Below are 18,497 nucleotides of genomic sequence, written 5' to 3'. Positions count from 1 at the left end.
ATGAGTGACGGATAAACAGTGCCTATTCACTCATTGAATTACGTGAATAGCTAACGTTACTATATGCCGAAATTTAGGAGAAAAACATGACATTATATAAAGAATTAACATTAAAGCCTTTTATTCAAAAGGCCATTGCAGAGATAGGTTTCGAGACATTAACACCCGTTCAAAACGAAGTGATTCCGCCAGCTCTAGCAGGCGACAATTTAATTGTTCAATCGCAAACTGGTTCTGGGAAAACGCATAGTTTCTTAATCCCACTACTTAACAAACTAGACATAAGTAAAAAGGAAGTTCAAGTTGTTATTACCGCACCAAGTCGTGAGTTAGCTACTCAATTATTTGATTTTGCTAAACAAATTGCAGATTTTTCAGAAGAAGAAATTTCAATTGTAAATTACATCGGTGGTACTGATAAGACGAAACAATTGGATCGTATTAAAAATGTTGGACAACCACAAATCGTTATTGGTACACCAGGGCGTATTTTTGATTTAATGTCAGAAAATGCTTTATGGGTACAAACAGCTCAAACATTTATTGTTGATGAAGCTGATATGACAATGGACTTAGGTTTTTTACAAACAGTTGATGAAATCGCATCACGTATGCCAGAAAACTTACAAATGATGGTCTTCTCAGCGACTATTCCACAACAATTAGAAGTATTCTTAAATAAATATATGGTCGCACCAAAAGTGATTACAATTGAACCTAAAACAGTCTTAGCAGAAAAAATTGATAACTATTTAATTAATACGCATGGACGTAAACGTGAAGAATTAGTTCACCAGCTTCTAACAATGGGACATCCTTACTTAGCTTTAATTTTCTGTAACACTCGTCAATATGCTGATCAAGTAAGTGAATACTTAAAAGATCAAGGGATGAAAGTTGCAACGATTCATGGTGGTGTTCAGCCTAGAGAAAGAAAACGTTTGATGCGCCAGATTAGAGACTTAGAGTATCAATACGTGGTTGCATCTGATTTAGCAGCTCGTGGTATTGATATACCTGGAATTTCAATGGTAATTAACACTGAGGTACCTAAAGAATTGGAATTTTTCGTGCATCGTGTAGGTCGTACAGGACGTAACCAATTAGCAGGGACTGCTTATACTTTTGTTACACCTGATGATGATCGTTCAATTGCTGAATTAGAAAAAAAAGGCATTGAATTTACACCAGTAGAAATTGTTAAAGGTGAACTGAAAGAAGTTAAATCCCGTCATGCACGTCGTGAACGTGAAGATTCAAAACGAGACTCAGATGATCCAGTTGTTAAGGGGATGATTATGCGAAACAAAAAACGTAAAGTTAAACCAGGTTATAAACGTAAATTAGACAATGAAATCAAACAGCATCGACGCAATGAAGCTAAAAAAACAGGCCGTCAACAAAGACGAACTGAAAGAAGCAGTAACAAACGAAAATAATAATAATTGAAATCAACAAAAAGAAGAATCCTAACGTTTAACGTTGGGATTCTTCTTCTCTTTTATCTAATTCATTTTTATTAATTTTTTTCATTAGCTCTTGAACAAATTCAGTATGGTTCTTAAATGCTAAATAAATAATATAGAGCGTAATGAACAGTAACAGAATATAATTTGCTCTAAAGAAAGGCAGAAAGGCATCCATTATTTGTAATAAGACTAATGGAATGAAAGATGCCATTATACTAAGTTTGAGTCGCAGTTTATATGGAATCACTTGCGTTAAGCGAGTATTAAACCAGCCAGCTACCGAAGCAATCAATAGCATTTGTAACCAGTAGATGAAAAAGCCAAAGACTAAAGCTGTCAAGAAAATGCTGATTAACATCATGGGTTTCTGGCTGTCAATCGACAGCAATAGACGATTTAATGCAGTATGATTACTGAACAATTGTGATGATTCAGGAATTCTATACATATTCCCCATTATTACTGCAATTGATTGATCTTGCAAAATCAATAAGTTGAATAGTGTGTTGGTTGAGATTGAATCAACTTTATCATTTGCAATTGGAATAAAGTTCTGAATTCCTCGACTCTTTAACGTATCATCAACGATTAATTGGAAGGTATTTGATTGATAGTAAAGAGGTTTTTCGCCTTCAGCCAGTTGTAAATTACCTTCGGCAAAATAAAATTCAGGAATATATTCTATTGAAGCAGTCACATCGTTAGAAACAGAATTAACAAAAGGTAAAGCTTGAGTGGCTATATTTGCAGCTAGAGCCACCATAGCCATAAAACTGATAATAAATAGATAACGCCACTTCAAATTAAAAGCCTCAATATAAAAACGAGGATTTTTCAAGCCTAATTTAAGAATTTTAAGAGTATATTTCAATTTCAACTTCCTTTACTTTGTATGTTAGTACATACCTAATTTAACCATCATAGCGAAGTTTGAGTAAAATTTCAAACTCTTTTCTTCGAAAAATCAGATACCCAACGGTCATTAATTACCAATAAGCCTAAACCAAGCAGAGAGGCTGAAATTCCGAACCATATAGAACGTGGTAAATAATGTAAGGTGATCTCGTGATTACCAGATGTGATCGGAATTGCCATAAGTGTCTCATTTAAAACGGCTTCAGGTTCAACACTTTGTCCATCTATAGTAATTTTCCATTGTGTATCAAAAGGAATGGTGAATAACAAGTAACCTTGATCTTGTTGAATCGTGACATGACCTTCGATGTAATTCTGTTTGAAATGTGAAATTTTAAACTGTCCCTCTTGCTTAGTTGCTATCATCTCGTCAAATCGTGCTTGGTCAAACTCATATAAAGAGATTAAATTGGCGCTTAGGCTGTCTTCTAGCATCTTAACTTTAAAAATTTGGTCAGGCCTAATAGTCAGATAACTGGCATTGGTCACTTGACGTCGACGGTAAGGAGTATAAAAACGATACTGTTGACCATTCAAGGATAAAGCAACAGTTTCATCATCATACTGACTTGGCAGAGTGAAATAGTAAGGATTTTCGCTTTCTGTTGCGAAATTTATTTCAAAATAGGCTTCATCATCCGATTCGGTGACTATCTTATTATATGTATAGTAATCACCGTCACCGACATTCGATACTTCTATATTGTGGTAAGACGCTTCATCCATTGCATGTTCTGTAAAGTAAGGTTCACCAGAACCTTGAAAATCAATTAAATCTAATAACAGTTCTTGATTATAAATTGGTTGGTGTTGAATGAAAGAATGTGAGCCATCAGCGATTTCATCTGAAACTTCGATTGCTAAAGCCAGGCGCTCCTCGTTTTCTCGAATCAGGTATCGGTCTGCTTCTTGTATGATTGAGTAAGCTTGGTTATCTAAATCTGTTGCTCTCGGATAAAGAACATACTCATGTTCGAGCGTATGATCAGACGACTGTTCAGTTGGTTCTAAATGATAACGGACATTAAAGAAGTCATCAGTAAATAACGTTCCATTAGTATAAGTGACAAAACCATTACCATCTGGTAAACCTAGATAACCGAATAATTCGGGTACATGAGCTTCAATCGTCGATCCGAAATGATCTAAGCCGTTGTAATGAGTAAACATCGCTTCGTCTTTAGTGCGTTGATAGGTTTTATTAATACGATAAAAATCAGATTGATCCTGTCGGATGTCAGTGACGGCTTCATCTAATGTTGCGACATAGTCTTTAAATTTTGACTCAGCGACATAATTTAAATCAGATAGAATTAAACTCGCGTTAGCTGTTAATTCAACAGTAACAATAGCCAATAATAAGATATAACGGAAGTTATTATCTAAAAAGTCTAGTTGTAGGACAATAAGTAAGCCTAAGAAAACAATAAGTGTAACAAATATGTTAATTGAATTCAGAAAATCATATTCATTGTAAACATAATAGTACATACTGAAAGCAACAATCACTAAGGTTGCCAGTACAAGGTGATAAGTAGGGTAATATTTCGGCTGAGCTTTAAATGCTTTTACGGCCAGCATAATTAAAAAGAAGCTAGCGACAAATGAAAATCGAAAATGGTACCAAATTGGAAATTGGCCACCATGCCAAATTTTATCAATGATTTCATAATGAAAGGATGCGAAAAACATTGAGAATATCCCTAGGCTTACTATTTTTTCTGAAAGTTTAATTTTCCTATTAAACCAATAAAGAAATACTAGTAGTAAGACAATCATGCCAGCGTAAAGATTTGGTGAACCAGATGACATTTCATCAAAAATAAAACTACCAATAAAAAATTTAGAAGTAACATCTTTGAGTGTATGCACAGTATCCCAGCTAAACTCAAAACTCATGTAACTGCCTTTATTTTGTGTTAATGAATAAAAAGTCGGAAGTAGAATGATACCAGCGATTAGTACAGCAATAATGGAGTGCTTGATAAAACTAAAATAATCAATCATTAGTCCTTTAAGGTTAAATTTTTGTTGGTTTTCGATAATTGAATAAAGAGAATAGAATGCTAAAAATAAACAAACCATATAGCCAATATAATAATTAGCCATTAACAACAAAGCTAGACTGAAGATGTATAACTTATTATTCTTTCTGTTTAGTATATGATCTAAACCAAGGGCAATCAGAGGAAGTAGAACTAAACCATCTAACCACATGATATTTAATAGGTAAACCATAGAATAACTCATAAAAGCATATGTTTGGCTAAAGAGTATAGCTGGGATGGTTTCTAGTTGATACTTGCGTCGGACTAAGAACATAAATGTTGTGCTAGCCGCCATCAATTTCAGATAAGTAATTAAAGTGACTGCCAGGGCCAAATCAGCCTCAGCAAAAAATAGGAAGATGATGTTAAAGGGACTGAGTAAATAGTAAGCCCAAAGCCCAATCATTTCACCACCAATTGCTTTTTCAAAACTATAAAACAATTGACTTGTATCATTAAAGACTGTGTCACGAAATAGACTATAAAAATCGATATATTGTTGCCCTAAATCAATCGTTAACATAGTGTCTTCACCAAAAGGAATAAAGCCTATAATTAGGGCGATGGCAATAAATATACTACTGGATAGGGCTAAATTTAATAAATAAGGTTTGCTTTTTGACCACATTAGTTTAAAACTCCTTTTCTATATACACTTTCAAGTAAAATTACTAAATATGTAGGGTTTTTGAATCGTCATCAATTGAGAAAAAAGTGTATTTTTAGAACTCATAGAATATCATAGCAAAACATTCTTAAATCTTCATCCTAAAGCACTAAGTATTTTTAACGAATAAATCATGAATATTTCGTTAAGTTTGTAAAAGAGTTTGGTCGATGGCGACTTATTTGATATAATAGCTAACGTAACTGTAATAAAACTATAGAATCGAGTGTATATATGGCGAAATATAAAATTAAAAACAAAAAAAATCGTTCACATATCCCACGACGATTGAATTTGCTATTTTTTATAACCTTTTTAGCATTTACGGCTTTGTTTGTGCGTCTAGGTTATTTGCAATTATATCAAGGGGAAACAATTACTAACATGGTTCAACGAACAGAATCGACTTTATCGACTGGCTCTGTTCCACGTGGTGTAATTTATGATAGTCAAGGAAGAGTGTTGGTTGGAAATCAGCCAGAACTTGCAATTTTATATACGCGTGATCGAGCTTCTCGAGTAGCTCCGATTGATATTGTTGATGTAGCGCGCGAACTAGCATCACTTATAGATATTCCGGTCCAAGATTTGACAGAACGGGATAAGAAGGATTATTTCATTGTCGTCAACTTAAATGAAGTGAATAGTCGCTTAACAGCCGAACAACGCTTATTAAGTGGTTCTGAGGCATATGAAGCTCAATTAGCCACAGTCACTACTGAAGATTTAAATTTCTCTCAAGGTGAGTTGAAAATTATCGCACTATTCAAAAAAATGAACAGTGCTTTCGAATTATCTACTGTAACAGTGAAGAATAAAAACGTAACTGAAGCAGAAGTGGCTCGAGTAAGTGAACAGTTAGGTAGTTTACCGGGAATTGAAATCGGAACAGACTGGCAAAGAGTCTATCCGCAAGGAGAAATGTTGCGGTCGATTCTTGGACATGTCTCAACTGAACAAAGAGGGCTACCAAGTGAAAGTGCCGATTTGTTATTGAGTCGAGGCTATGCGATGAATGACCGAGTGGGCATCAGTTATTTGGAACAACAATACGAAGATGCGTTACGTGGGTCAAAATCAATTTATAATATTGTAACAGACTCAGCCGATGATATCCTTGAGAATGAGCTTCTATTTGAAGGGGCCAAAGGAGATAACTTAATTTTAACAATTGATACTGAGTTTCAAGCTAAACTTGATGAGATTGCTGAAAATGCACTCCAGAATATGACTAACCGAGGATTGAATGACCGTATTTATATCGTTGCTCAAGAACCATCAACTGGCGACATATTAGGAATTGCAGGTAAACGATTTGAATATGATGCAGCGACGGATTCGTATAATTATGATGTCATTGTTGATGATGCTTTAGGAGCGATTAATACAAGTTATGGTATGGGGTCTAGTATTAAGCCAGCCATGGTTGCTATGGGATATATGGAAGGTGTAATCAATCTCGATGATAATGTCATTGTCGATGAACCATTAAAATTCCAAGCATCTCAAGAGAAATCATCTGTATTTAACCGTACTGGTTCAATGCCAATAGATGATATCCAAGCTTTACAAATGTCATCAAACATTTATATGATTAAATTAGCGATGAGAATTGGTGGACAAACAGATTATCAAGAAGATGGTCGTTTGAATATTGATTATAATACGATAAATATTTTAAGAGATTATTTTTCAGAATTTGGTTTAGGAACACAAACAGGAATAGATTTACCGAATGAATCATCTGGTTATACGCCATCTAGTGATCAATTAGTGAGTGCTTTAGATTTGTCCTATGGACAGTTTGACTTATATACACCATTACAAATGGCTCAATACGCAGCGACAATTGCTAACGGTGGTACTCGTTACTCTCCGCGTATCGTAAAAGAGATAAGAGGTACTGATTATGACGGTGAATTAGGAGCTGTTAAGACAACGATTAAACCGAAAGTTATGAATGTAATCGATATTGATCCCAATGCAATGAAAAGAATTCAAGAAGGTATGAGACAAGTGTCGCATACTTCAGATGGTACAGCTCGATACTATTTCCAAAATTATCCAATTGAAGTTGGTTCAAAAACAGGAACAACAGAGGCCTTTTATTCTGGACCGATTCAACATGCGGCTAATGAGCCTGTAACCAATGCAACATATGCTGGTTATGCACCATTTGATAATCCGGAAATTGCGATTACTGTAGTGGTCCCTTATCTAGAAGAAGAAGCATGGGGACGCGAAAGTACAAAAGTTGCTCATGAAGTGATGAATGCGTATTTTATGCAGAAAGAAGAAACACGTGAAATCATCGAAAACTACATGAAGACCTTCGTTCCACCTTCAGAATAATTTACTTATAACCCTTGAGACAGTGAAAATTGTTTCAAGGGTTTTTGATTTTCACAAAGAAAGTATAGGAGAGGAAAGGGCAAGCTTGGGTGTATACTCAATATTGTAAAAGACATTCGTCTGTTATCTCGGCCGCTTTAAAAGTACATTGTTAAAATTATTCAAGCAAAGGGAAAAAGTGGTATTCAATAGTAAATTAGGGAACGCTAAAGAATTAGCCGATCTTATGCCATGGATTTATTCGTTTATGAAGTGTAAGAGGGAGCAATACGAGTGAATGATTGATAATATTGCATAGTATTAATCATTTACCATAAGAAAAAACCACTCCAGAAGGAGTGGTAGAGTGTTAATAGTAATAATAAGCACCATGAGTTAATTCATTGGCAATGTCATGGATTGACATGTCGGCGGTTAATTCATAAGTACCAGCTTGGATGATGGAACTTAATCCCCATTCATCAAGTAAAGCTTGGAATTCAGAGGCTGATTCAACAAAACCAGCTGCTTCTAGGTTGCTTGCGATGTCAACAGACGTTTCACCTTGAGCGATAACGAAACTGCCCTCAGCAGCTGTATTTTCTGATTCATCTTCGGATGTTTCTTCAGAATTGGCTTCTGTTGTTTCATCTTCACTATCAGTATCCTCACCAGCAACTGAGCGGTTTTCTAATTGCAATTCAGCAACTTGACTTTCTAGACCAGTATTTTTTTGAGTTAAAGATGCGATTTCTTCGTCTTTAGTGCCTAGATCTTCTTCTAAAGCATCGCGTTCAGTAATAAGAGAACTCATTTCTTCACGATACTTTGCCAACTCTTCTTCATGAGCAACAGAATTAGAAGTTAAGACAGTAGGAACAGTGATACCTTGTACAGGTACATGTCCTTGAAAGAAAATCGCATAGGCTCCTGTAATAATACCGGAAGCTAAGAATCCAAGTGCTAGCGAACGTAAACTACTTTTATTCATAAGCTCGATCCTTTCTTAACGATTTTCGATATAATCATCAATCACATGTTGAACAACTTGTGGATTAAGTTTAACTTCATGCGCGATTTCATGCATTGTGTATCCTTGAGAGTATAAACGAATGACTTCTTCGCGAGTCATATCAGAGACGGCTTCAGGGTAAGTTTCATCACCTTCAGCAAAATCAGTTGCATCTTCAGTTGTATGGTCATAGTCATCAGTAGGGCTTAGCGACGGTTGACGTTGCTCGCGTTCTAACTCAGATAGACGACTTTTAATCGTATACAACTCTTGAGATTGTTGTACTGTGTACTCGCTTAGTTGTTCCTCAACATTACTAGAGTCTTTACCAGACATTGAAATTACAAATAAAATAATAGCAATGACTAGTAGGGCAATTACTAAAATCCATATATCCATGGTTTCACCTCATCTATTTAATTTACCTGTTCATTCTTTAATTTTATCAGACGCAATAAAAGTTTCAACTATTTGCTCATTACAGTCTAGTTAATTTTATATGCTATCTTCTAAAATGCTTAATCATTATATCATATTCTATCCTTAGATTCCTAATATAAAAATCGCCTAAAGTAGATAAACTAAAATTATAAGTTAAATTTGTTGAAAAAATGACTTGTTATTCAACTAAAACTTGAGTACGATGTAAAATGATATTCGAAAAAAATACTAAATGTTTACAGCTATCGTTTCTTTTGAAAATCAAGTGGTTTTCAAAAAAAACATAGCCAAACTCAAAGATTAATGATATAATGCTTTAGTATTGTTTGAAGAAATCAATAATATTACAAATACTAATAATGTTTGGAGGGATATCAATGCGCGTAAACATCAACCTAGAATGTACAGAATGTGGCGAACGTAACTACTTAACTAGCAAAAGTAAACGTAATAGCCCTGATCGTTTAGAATCTAAAAAATATTGTCCACGTGAGCGTAAAGCAACACTTCACCGTGAAGTTAAGAAATAATTCATATTTGTATGATATAAAACAGTTAGCAGCCACAACGTTGCTAACTGTTTTTGTCTAAATGTTTATATAACCGCTCTGCTTATTAATAAAATACTCATTAACCCTAAAATCATGACAAGACAGTATCTTAATGGTAAAATATTCAAGTAACAGACTAAAATCAAAACTTATTTTCAAAAAAAGTTGAATGTATAGTTATTAGGCGAGCATTTACAGTGATATGTCAGTTAAAGATTCATTATTAAATAAATGAGCAGAAAAGAGGGGTTTAATGCAAAAAAACTATCGACTGTTTAACCAGAAGAGAGTCTTTCACTCAGATGGACCTTTTATGACCTATTTATTTTTAAGTTTAAACATAATTGTTTATTTAATCACGCTTTGGCGTTTCGGTACGACAGAAAACACCTACGTTTTGCTATTAATGGGAGCAAAGTTTAGTCCTTTAATTATCGCTGAACAACAATGGTGGCGCTTGCTGAGTGCAGCCTTTCTTCACATTGGTATCCAACACTTAATTATGAATGGTATTACACTTTATTTTCTTGGGCAAGAATTGGAAAGAATAATGGGACATTGGCGCTTTACGTTGGTTTATTTCATCGCGGCTATCGGAGGAAATGTTTTTTCTTTTGCCTTTAGTGATAGTGTGTCTGCTGGAGCGAGCACTGCATTATTTGGCATGTTTGCTTCAATTATCGTTTTATCGAAGATGTATCCTCGAGTCCATGCTTTAAAGCAAAGAGCATCTACTTACACTATTTTAATTGTGTTGAACGTTTTTAATGGCTTGATAATGCCTGGTATAGATAATTGGGGCCATTTCGGTGGGGCCATTTATGGCGCAATTGCCACTTTGGTTGTTGGTTTAGCAATAAAAAACGAAACATCCAAAAAAGAACGTCTTTTAGCACTTGTAATCGGAGTCATTTTGACTGTATTATTAATCATGTATGGTATTCATCAATATTCTTAAAGGAGCAATTATTAATGAAAGATAAAATAATCGGAATTGATTTAGGTGGAACGTCAGCAAAAATGGCGATTATATCATTAAAAGGAGAAATCTTAGAAAAATGGACTGTAAGTACAAATATTCTTGAAGATGGGATACATATTGTGCCAAACCTGATAGAATCTTTGGAAGAAAGAATTGAACTTTACAAGATGTCTGCTGCAGATTTCCTTGGAATCGGCATGGGGTCACCTGGTAAAGTAGATGCTGATACTAAAACAGTTATTGGCGCATACAATCTAAACTGGAGTACTTTGCAAGAGATAGGTAAAGCGTTTGAGAAAGCTTTCGATATTCCGTTCTACATTGAAAATGATGCGAATATCGCAGCATTAGGAGAACAATGGAAAGGCGCAGGCGAAGGAGCTTTAGACTGTGTGACAGTTACTTTAGGAACCGGTGTTGGTGGAGGAGTGGTTGTCAATGGTCAGCTAGTTCGTGGTGCGACAGGAACTGCTGGTGAGATTGGCCATTTAACAATTGATACACAAGGACAATTTGATTGTACTTGTGGGAAAAAAGGGTGTTTAGAAACCGTTGCATCAGCAACAGGTATTATGCACCTAGCTCGTCATTTCGCTTTAGAGTACGTTGGAGACTCTATTGTAAAAGCACGTATTGATGATGGATCGGAAGTAACATCGAAAGATATTTTTGATGCAGCTAAAGAAGGCGATTATTTTGGCCTACAAGTAGTGGATCGCTTTGCTCATTACTTAGGATTAGCCTGTTCACATTTAGCGAACAGTTTAAATCCATCGAAGATTGTTTTAGCTGGTGGTGTTGCTCAAGCCGGTGAATTTCTACTTGATAAAGTAAACGAACAATTTATTGAGTATTGTTTCCCGCAAATTCGTAACAAAGAGACGTTAGTTTTAGCTCAATTAGGTAATGATGCTGGAATTATGGGAGCGGCTCAATTAGTTCGTTTACAGACAAAAGAAGGGTAAGGGTTAGTTGCTATGACGTTAGTTGAAATGATTTTATTTACACTGTTATTTATTGCTGCACTTTACGGTATCTATTATTTATGGTTATGGGTAATGCGTAAACTTTCAGCAACGATGGTAGACTCGGTCGAAATGAATGAGAATATTCGTAGAGTCCAAGTTATCGATGTTCGTGAACCAGCAGAGTTCGATGCGAATCATGTGTTGGGTGCACGTAATATCCCCATATCTCAATTTAAAGCTCGTTTTAATGAAATTCGTCGTGATCAAAAGATTTATTTGTACGATGATTCATTAAACTACACATCGCGTGCAGCAAACATCCTACGTAAAAACGGCTATCAAGAGATTCATATCCTTAAAGGTGGTTTTTCGAACTGGACGGGTAAAATCAAGTCTAATATTAAATAAAATAAAAAAACTGTCTTCTTAATGAATTAAGGAGACAGTTTTTTTATGTATCTTTCTATAATAAACACACACTTTAATCCGTGAGGTATGATTAAAGTGCGTGACTCATATTGAAAAATTGATGCTGCAACGGCAAGCTTGTCAATAAGATTCTATATGAGTAGGATTCATCTGACGAAAAAGCTGATGTTACACTAAAATTCTTCGTCAATGATAAACGAAAGTTATTTAAAGTTAGGCCAATTTAAAAAAATCAAATAAAGACGTTTAAACTCATGACCAAACTAATTAGAAGAGAAGATACCATTGCTACAACCATAATTATGGCAGTAATTTTAATTATCTTTTCCATTTTACTTTTTTTCTTTTTAGGGTATTGATTAAACTGTTGAGTCATTGAAAGCTCCTTTAATAACATACTATATCTATAGTTTACTGGAAATTAAGAAGCAATTCAATTGGGAAAAGGAAGAGAAACTTTAAACTATCATTAAAATTTGTTAAAATAGAATTGAGTTAAAAGTTTGAGGAGGAAAATTATGAGTAAACAACAAATTGGTGTAGTTGGTATGGCTGTTATGGGACGCAATATTGCATTAAATATTGAGAGTCGTGGCTATTCAGTTGCCTTGTATAATAGAACAGGATCAAAAACTACTGAAGTGTTAGGTGAAAATCAAGACAAAAATCTTAAAGCAACTTATTCGATCGAAGAGTTTGTAGCGAGTTTAGAAACACCACGTAAAATCATGTTAATGGTTCAAGCAGGTGCAGGTACAGATGCAACAATTGAAAACTTATTACCACATTTGGACAAAGGCGATATTCTGATAGATGGTGGAAATACATACTATAAAGATACAATTCGTCGTAGTGAATATTTAGCTGAATCAGGTATTAACTTTATCGGTACAGGTGTTTCTGGTGGAGAAGAAGGTGCTTTATTAGGACCAGCGATTATGCCAGGTGGTCAAAGAGAAGCTTATGATTTAGTAGCACCGATCTTTGAAAAAATTGCTGCAAAAGCTGAAGATGGCAAACCGTGTGTGACGTATATCGGTGAAAACGGATCCGGTCATTATGTAAAAATGGTTCACAATGGAATTGAATACGGTGACATGCAATTGATTGCTGAGTCGTACGACCTATTGCATCGTGGACTAGGCTTGCCAGCAGAAGAAATAGGTAAAATCTTTGAAGAGTGGAACAATGGTGAATTAGATAGTTTCTTAATGGAAATATCTGCTCAAATTCTACAAACTTACGATCCTGAAACTGGTAAACCAATGGTAGAGGTAATTATGGACCGTGCGGGTAATAAAGGGACAGGAAAATGGACATCTCAAAGTGCTTTAGACTTAGGTGAGCCACTGTCGTTAATTACAGAATCAGTTTTTGCTCGCTTTATCTCTTCTCAAAAAGATCAACGTGTGGCTGCAAGTAAGATTATACCTAATGTTGATGCTCAATTAGATTTAGATGATTCTGCAAAATCAGAATTCATAGATTCTTTACGCAACGCTCTATATTTTAGTAAAATTATGAGTTATGCTCAAGGATTTGCTCAAATGAATGCTGCAAGTGAAGAATACAACTGGAATTTACCATATGGAGAGATTGCAAGTATTTTCCGCGAAGGCTGTATTATTCGTGCTAAATTCTTACAAAAAATTACAGATGCTTATGCCAAAGATGGGAATTTACAAAACTTAATGTTAGATGACTATTTCTTAGACATTGTTTCTAATAATCATGAGGCAGTTCGTCATGTGGTATCAACTGCAATTGCAGCTGGAATTCCAGTACCAACTTTCTCAAGTGCTATTAGTTATTACGATTCTTACCGTTCAGCAGTTTTACCTGCAAACTTGATTCAAGCGCAACGTGATTTATTTGGTGCACATACTTATAATCGTGTAGATAAACCAGGTACATTCCACTTCTTATGGAATGAAGGCAAAGAGGAAAAATTAGAAGATTAGTTTTTTCATCATTCCTCTCACTGTTTAGCTAATCACTAGCGAGCAGTGAGAGGTTATTTGTGCTTAAAATGGTGAAAAAGTAGAAATACATTAGGTTATTATTAGAAAACTAAGATAAATCTATAGCAATATGCTAACTAATTGTGTAAAATTAATAAAGTAGATAAAATATCAATAAGGAGGAGATTCCTTTTATGACAGAAAAAGAGAAGCAACGTATATTAATTATTGAAGATGAGAAAAACTTAGCACGATTTGTAGACCTAGAATTACAACATGAAGGTTATGAAACTGCTATTTGCATGGATGGGCGAAGTGGTCTTGAAACTGCGCTGAACGAAGATTGGGATGTTATTCTTCTGGACTTAATGTTACCAGAGTTGAATGGATTAGAAGTTTGTCGTCGAATTCGTCCAGTTAAAGATACTCCAATCATCATCATGACTGCGAGAGATTCTGTTATCGATCGTGTTTCTGGTTTAGACCAGGGAGCAGATGACTATATTGTTAAGCCGTTTGCTATTGAAGAATTATTGGCGCGTTTACGCGCTTTATTCAGACGTATTGAAACGGAAGATGAACAAAGATCTCAACAACAACCAACGGTTAAATATCGTGATTTAGTCATCGAGAAAGCAAATCGTATCGTTAGACGTAATGACGTAGTCATTGACTTAACGAAACGTGAGTATGAGTTATTGTTATTCTTAATGGAAAACTTAAATATGGTGATGTCCCGTGAAGTATTACTAGATAAAGTATGGGGATATAAATCAGAAGTTGAGACTAACGTAGTTGATGTGTATATTCGTTATCTACGTAATAAAATCGATGTTGCTGGACAAGATAGTTACATTCAAACTGTTCGTGGTACAGGCTACGTAATGAGAACGTAATCTATGAAATTACCACAACTTTTAGATACAAAACAACCCCTTTCCTTAAAATGGAAATGGGGGATTTTGTTATTAATTAGCTTTCTTAGCGTAAGCTTGCTAGGCGTGACTCTTTATCATCAACAAACGATGTCTAGTCGTTATGATCATTTACGTTCTTTTAGCCAACAGAGGTTTAATATAATTGAAAATATGTTAGCTGGTTTGGATGAACCTTTCCAAAAAGCTGACTTTGAAGAAGACAGCTTAACAGGTAATGAGATGATTAACGACTATTTAAGTTATCTTGAAAACGAAGATATAGTAGTCAGACTTTTTAACAACGAGAGTCAGTTGATTTTTGAAACGCGTCGCATAACTGTTCCAAAAACTGATTCATCTCAAGAACTAACGGCAATAATTATTGAAGGCACAGAAACCTATGTAGGTAATACGCCAATTCTATCTAAAGATAATGAACAGATGTTAGGAACACTTCAGTTTTTAGTTTCGCCTGAAGTTATTCGTAAGATGGAAAGGGTCCAACATTCACATTTTCTCTGGGTAGTACTAATTTTACTTGCTACAGCGATGATTTTTTCCGTATTAATTTCTAATCGTTTCCTACGACCGTTAACTTATTTAAATAATAGTTTAGATTTAGTAGAAGAAGAGAACTTGTCAGAACTTAGAGTACGCAAACCCTCTAGTAATGATGAATGGAGCGACTTGAGTATTCATGTCAATCGTTTACTCGATAAAATCGACTTATATGTTCGCAATCAAAAACAATTTGTGGAAGATGTTTCCCATGAATTAAGAACACCTGTTGCTATTGTTGAGGGACATTTGAAAATGCTTAATCGTTGGGGAAAAGAAGATCCTGAAATTCTAGAAGAATCAATATCTGCTTCCTTACAAGAGATCACGAGAATGAAAGGGCTTGTTCAAGAAATGCTTGATCTGTCACGTGCCGATCATGTGGATATTGATTACAAAGATGAAATTACAGATGTAAATTCTACAACACGTCAAGTCTTTAACAATTTTGTTATTTTGTATCCTGACTTCCAATTTTATTTAGACGGTGAAAAGGATGGGGACGAGCTTTATGTAAGGATTTTCCGTAATCACTTTGAACAAGTTCTGATTATACTCTTAGATAATGCGGTTAAATACAGCCGTAATCGTCAAGAAGTTCATGTTTCAGTCAGTCAATCACTCACAAAAGTTGAAATTGCAGTACAAGACTTTGGAGAAGGAATGACTGATGATGACAAAGAGCGAGTGTTTGGGCGGTTTTATCGTGTAGATAAAGCACGTTCTAGAAATAAAGGCGGGAATGGTTTAGGTTTAAGTATCGCTAAACAACTTGTAGAGGGCTATAAAGGCGATATTCGAGTAGAAAGTGTCTTGAATCATGGGTCAATTTTCTATATTGAATTTCCAATTTTAACTGATACGCGTCAAGTCTATAAATTAAAACAAATTGCTGAACATAAGAATATCTAATATAACGTTAGATAATAGAATAAAAAGTTCGTCTGCCTTAAAATGGTAGACGAACTTTTTTCATTTTATTAGTTTAAAGCTAAAGAGTAAAAAGCACGCATGGCGTAAGGTATAATGTCATCTGGAAATTCATAGCTAATGTCATGTAATGGTGCAGTTGTTACACCACCCCCAATTCCAAAAAAAACACCTGGTTTTGAAATTAAGTAATGACCAAAATCTTCTGATGGTCTGAAAGGTTCGGCTAGTCTAGCGACAGATAAATCCGCAATGGTCATTAGGTTTAAAAAATCGTTCACACTACCTTCATCATTAGCAGTTTCAACAAAATCATCAATAAAAGCAATTGTAAAAGTCAAATTTGACTCTAACACTAATGATTTAACTTGCTCTTCGATTGCTTGAATTAACGTTTGAAGATCTCGATGATTCTCTGCTCTTAGAGTAAGTTGCAAGTTTCCATTGTCCGGAGAGATTCCAAAATGATTTGTATGACCAATTTGAGTACTAATAATAGTTGCTAAAACCATACTCGAAAAAGTAATATTCTGCCAAGTAATAGGGTGATAGCCCTTAAATTCTGACAAGGGAGCCAGAGATGATATAAGTCTAGCAATAGCATATGCAGGGTTTAATCCCTGTTCGGGAGTGGCGGCGTGGGTCTGTCTTCCAGTAAATGTAATAGACATTCCTACTGAAGCGCACATGAATGTACCTGAACGCGTTAAAATTTGACCTAGTTCGAAGCCAGGGAAATTATGCATCCCATAGATTCGATCAACGTTCTCGAGTGTAAAAAGTCTTAAACACTCTTTAGCGCCCAGTCCGTTTTCTTCAGACGGTTGAAAAAGATAGATAATCGTCTTTGAGAGATTTGCATTTTCTAGGAGTAAGGCTAAGCCAGCTAGTATAGCTGAATGTCCGTCATGGCCACAACCATGAAATGGGTGACCATCGGGATGTAATATTGCGTCATGATCTGCTCGAAATACAACTGTTTCTATAGGGTTAACTACCCGATGGACTGCGTAGAACCAAGTACCAAAATCATGAATTTCAACTGAAGTATAATTTTTTAAAAATAAAATTAAATGCTCTCTTGTTTTAAATTCTTGCCCAGATAATTCAGGTATAGAATGAAGTTCTTTGCGTAAGTTGCGAGTAAGTTTTATCAAGTGCTCATCTATTTTTGTTTCGCTCATATTGAAATCTCCTTAGAAATCGAATGAGATAATTATAACTTGATTATAATTTTAAGCAAGTGAATAAAATAAAAAGCCAAGACTTTTAAAGGTCTTGACTTAATAACATCTTGTAATGATTAACGCTTTTGTTTTCCAGCATTCCGTCGATTACCCGTGTTAACTGTTGGATCATTTTTTGTTGGTACTAAGCGTTGGCTTTTGCCATCACTTTTGGTTTGTGTTTGTATTGGACGAGCCTTACGTGGCTTACGCGGTGAACGTTTTAGTTTTTCTTCTTCTTCAGCAACAATCGCTTTGATTTTTGGACGAACAATTTTATTAGTATAAAGTTGTTGCACTAGAGCGAAAATACCACCTGCTAAGAAGTATAAACCAAGACCTGCAGCAGAAATCCAAGAAATCCACCCGATCATTAATGGATTCATTAACATCATCGTACGTCCCGTTTGATTTGCTTGAGGATTATCAGTCTGAGGCGTGTTCTTTTGCATTGCCCAACCTTGAAGGGCGGTTACAATTACAACGATGACCACTAATGGAATGCTTTGCTCACCTAGGTTAATACCTAAGAAACTAGAGGTGCGAATTTCTTGTGATGAGCGAATAGCTGCATAAACGGCAGAGATGATTGGCATTTGGATGACTAAAGGTAAACATCCGGATAAACCACCAAACATATCAATATCATACTTTTTGTAAACAGCCATTAATTCTTGATTTAACGCTGTTTGTTCTTGTGCATCACTCGTTGCTTCAATCTCCGCTTTAATTTCATCGATTTCCGGTTGAGCAATTTTCATTTTCGCTTGACTAATCATTGAATTCTTCGTCATATTGATAGAAGAGGGCATCATCAGTAAACGAGTAATGATTGTTACGATAATAATCGCAATACCATAACTACCACCAAATACATTTGCTAACCAGTCTAAGAAAAAGGAAGCAGGACGTCCTAAGTATTCATAAACCCAGCCAGAAGGATTACCAGCCGTGTCATAAGAAACACAACCTGACGCAACTAATACCACTAATACAAGTAAGCCAATCATTTGGATTTTTTGTTTATTTATAGAAAGTTTTCTCATTTTCACACTCCTTGTAAAATTCATACTTCAATACTATAGCGAATAA

At 35.2% G+C, this 18,497-nt stretch carries 16 protein-coding genes; 9 read left to right on the top strand and 7 right to left on the bottom strand.

Annotated features, from left to right (window positions below):
- Positions 1–86 precede the first annotated feature (86 nt).
- Positions 87–1,439, top strand: a complete 1,353-nt coding sequence (locus ACTQ5J_RS03465) for a DEAD/DEAH box helicase (protein ID WP_441750612.1) — start codon at positions 87–89, stop codon at positions 1,437–1,439.
- 37 nt (positions 1,440–1,476) lie between these two features.
- Here the strand turns inward: ACTQ5J_RS03465 and ACTQ5J_RS03460 are convergent, their stop codons facing one another.
- Together ACTQ5J_RS03460 and ACTQ5J_RS03455 are read right to left on the bottom strand one after the other, a co-directional pair.
- Entirely contained in the window at positions 1,477–2,340 is an 864-nt protein-coding gene (locus tag ACTQ5J_RS03460; RefSeq protein ID WP_441750611.1) for a DUF1189 family protein, read from the bottom strand.
- 71 nt (positions 2,341–2,411) lie between these two features.
- Positions 2,412–5,060 (bottom strand): YfhO family protein, encoded by a 2,649-nt coding sequence (locus ACTQ5J_RS03455; protein ID WP_441750610.1) that lies wholly within the window; start codon positions 5,058–5,060, stop codon positions 2,412–2,414.
- 273 nt (positions 5,061–5,333) lie between these two features.
- Between ACTQ5J_RS03455 and ACTQ5J_RS03450 the strand changes: the two genes are divergently transcribed.
- Entirely contained in the window at positions 5,334–7,451 is a 2,118-nt protein-coding gene (locus ACTQ5J_RS03450; protein ID WP_441750609.1) for a peptidoglycan D,D-transpeptidase FtsI family protein, read from the top strand.
- 349 nt (positions 7,452–7,800) lie between these two features.
- Here ACTQ5J_RS03450 and ACTQ5J_RS03445 read toward each other — a convergent pair whose 3' ends face one another.
- Together ACTQ5J_RS03445 and ACTQ5J_RS03440 are read right to left on the bottom strand one after the other, a co-directional pair.
- The gene (locus ACTQ5J_RS03445) at positions 7,801–8,421 is read right to left on the bottom strand and encodes an endolytic transglycosylase MltG (RefSeq protein WP_441750608.1); all 621 of its coding nucleotides are present in this window, start codon (positions 8,419–8,421) and stop codon (positions 7,801–7,803) included.
- 15 nt (positions 8,422–8,436) lie between these two features.
- Positions 8,437–8,841, bottom strand: coding sequence for a hypothetical protein (locus ACTQ5J_RS03440; protein ID WP_441750607.1), 405 nt, complete (start codon positions 8,839–8,841; stop codon positions 8,437–8,439).
- A gap of 419 nt (positions 8,842–9,260) precedes the next feature.
- Between ACTQ5J_RS03440 and rpmG the strand changes: the two genes are divergently transcribed.
- From rpmG to ACTQ5J_RS03420, 4 genes are all read left to right on the top strand, one after another.
- Positions 9,261–9,413: a 50S ribosomal protein L33 gene (rpmG, locus tag ACTQ5J_RS03435; RefSeq protein WP_441750606.1), complete on the top strand. Its 153-nt coding sequence runs from the start codon at positions 9,261–9,263 to the stop codon at positions 9,411–9,413.
- A gap of 274 nt (positions 9,414–9,687) precedes the next feature.
- Positions 9,688–10,392, top strand: coding sequence for a rhomboid family intramembrane serine protease (locus ACTQ5J_RS03430; RefSeq protein WP_441750605.1), 705 nt, complete (start codon positions 9,688–9,690; stop codon positions 10,390–10,392).
- A 14-nt stretch (positions 10,393–10,406) separates the two neighbouring features.
- Positions 10,407–11,381, top strand: coding sequence for an ROK family glucokinase (locus ACTQ5J_RS03425; protein WP_441750604.1), 975 nt, complete (start codon positions 10,407–10,409; stop codon positions 11,379–11,381).
- Between the two features lie 12 nt (positions 11,382–11,393).
- Complete coding sequence (locus tag ACTQ5J_RS03420; RefSeq protein ID WP_441750603.1) at positions 11,394–11,792, top strand: rhodanese-like domain-containing protein; 399 nt, start codon at positions 11,394–11,396, stop codon at positions 11,790–11,792.
- A 253-nt stretch (positions 11,793–12,045) separates the two neighbouring features.
- Here the strand turns inward: ACTQ5J_RS03420 and ACTQ5J_RS03415 are convergent, their stop codons facing one another.
- Positions 12,046–12,189 carry a DUF4044 domain-containing protein gene (locus tag ACTQ5J_RS03415; RefSeq protein ID WP_441750602.1) on the bottom strand — a complete coding sequence of 48 codons (144 nt, stop codon included), beginning with the start codon at positions 12,187–12,189 and terminating at the stop codon, positions 12,046–12,048.
- A gap of 142 nt (positions 12,190–12,331) precedes the next feature.
- Here ACTQ5J_RS03415 and gndA point away from each other — a divergent pair, with 142 nt between their 5' ends.
- The 3 genes from gndA to ACTQ5J_RS03400 all read left to right on the top strand — a co-directional run bounded on the left by gndA (position 12,332) and on the right by ACTQ5J_RS03400 (position 16,161).
- Positions 12,332–13,774, top strand: coding sequence for an NADP-dependent phosphogluconate dehydrogenase (gene gndA / locus ACTQ5J_RS03410; protein WP_441750601.1), 1,443 nt, complete (start codon positions 12,332–12,334; stop codon positions 13,772–13,774).
- Positions 13,775–13,968: 194 nt separating this feature from the next.
- Positions 13,969–14,670: a response regulator transcription factor gene (locus ACTQ5J_RS03405; protein WP_441750600.1), complete on the top strand. Its 702-nt coding sequence runs from the start codon at positions 13,969–13,971 to the stop codon at positions 14,668–14,670.
- Positions 14,671–14,673: 3 nt separating this feature from the next.
- Complete coding sequence (locus ACTQ5J_RS03400; RefSeq protein ID WP_441750599.1) at positions 14,674–16,161, top strand: sensor histidine kinase; 1,488 nt, start codon at positions 14,674–14,676, stop codon at positions 16,159–16,161.
- 68 nt (positions 16,162–16,229) lie between these two features.
- On the opposite strand, the gene ACTQ5J_RS03395 is transcribed toward ACTQ5J_RS03400, so the two are convergent.
- Positions 16,230–17,363, bottom strand: a complete 1,134-nt coding sequence (locus ACTQ5J_RS03395; RefSeq protein ID WP_441750598.1) for a M20 metallopeptidase family protein — start codon at positions 17,361–17,363, stop codon at positions 16,230–16,232.
- A gap of 119 nt (positions 17,364–17,482) precedes the next feature.
- Positions 17,483–18,451, bottom strand: coding sequence for a membrane protein insertase YidC (gene yidC, locus ACTQ5J_RS03390; protein WP_441750597.1), 969 nt, complete (start codon positions 18,449–18,451; stop codon positions 17,483–17,485).
- Between the last annotated feature and the right edge of the window lie 46 nt (positions 18,452–18,497).

The organism is Fundicoccus sp. Sow4_F4 (genome assembly GCF_052116145.1).
Lineage (GTDB): Bacteria > Bacillota > Bacilli > Lactobacillales > Aerococcaceae > Fundicoccus.
Note: the sequence above shows the minus strand (reverse complement) of the source record. Positions and strands in the feature narration are given on the sequence as shown.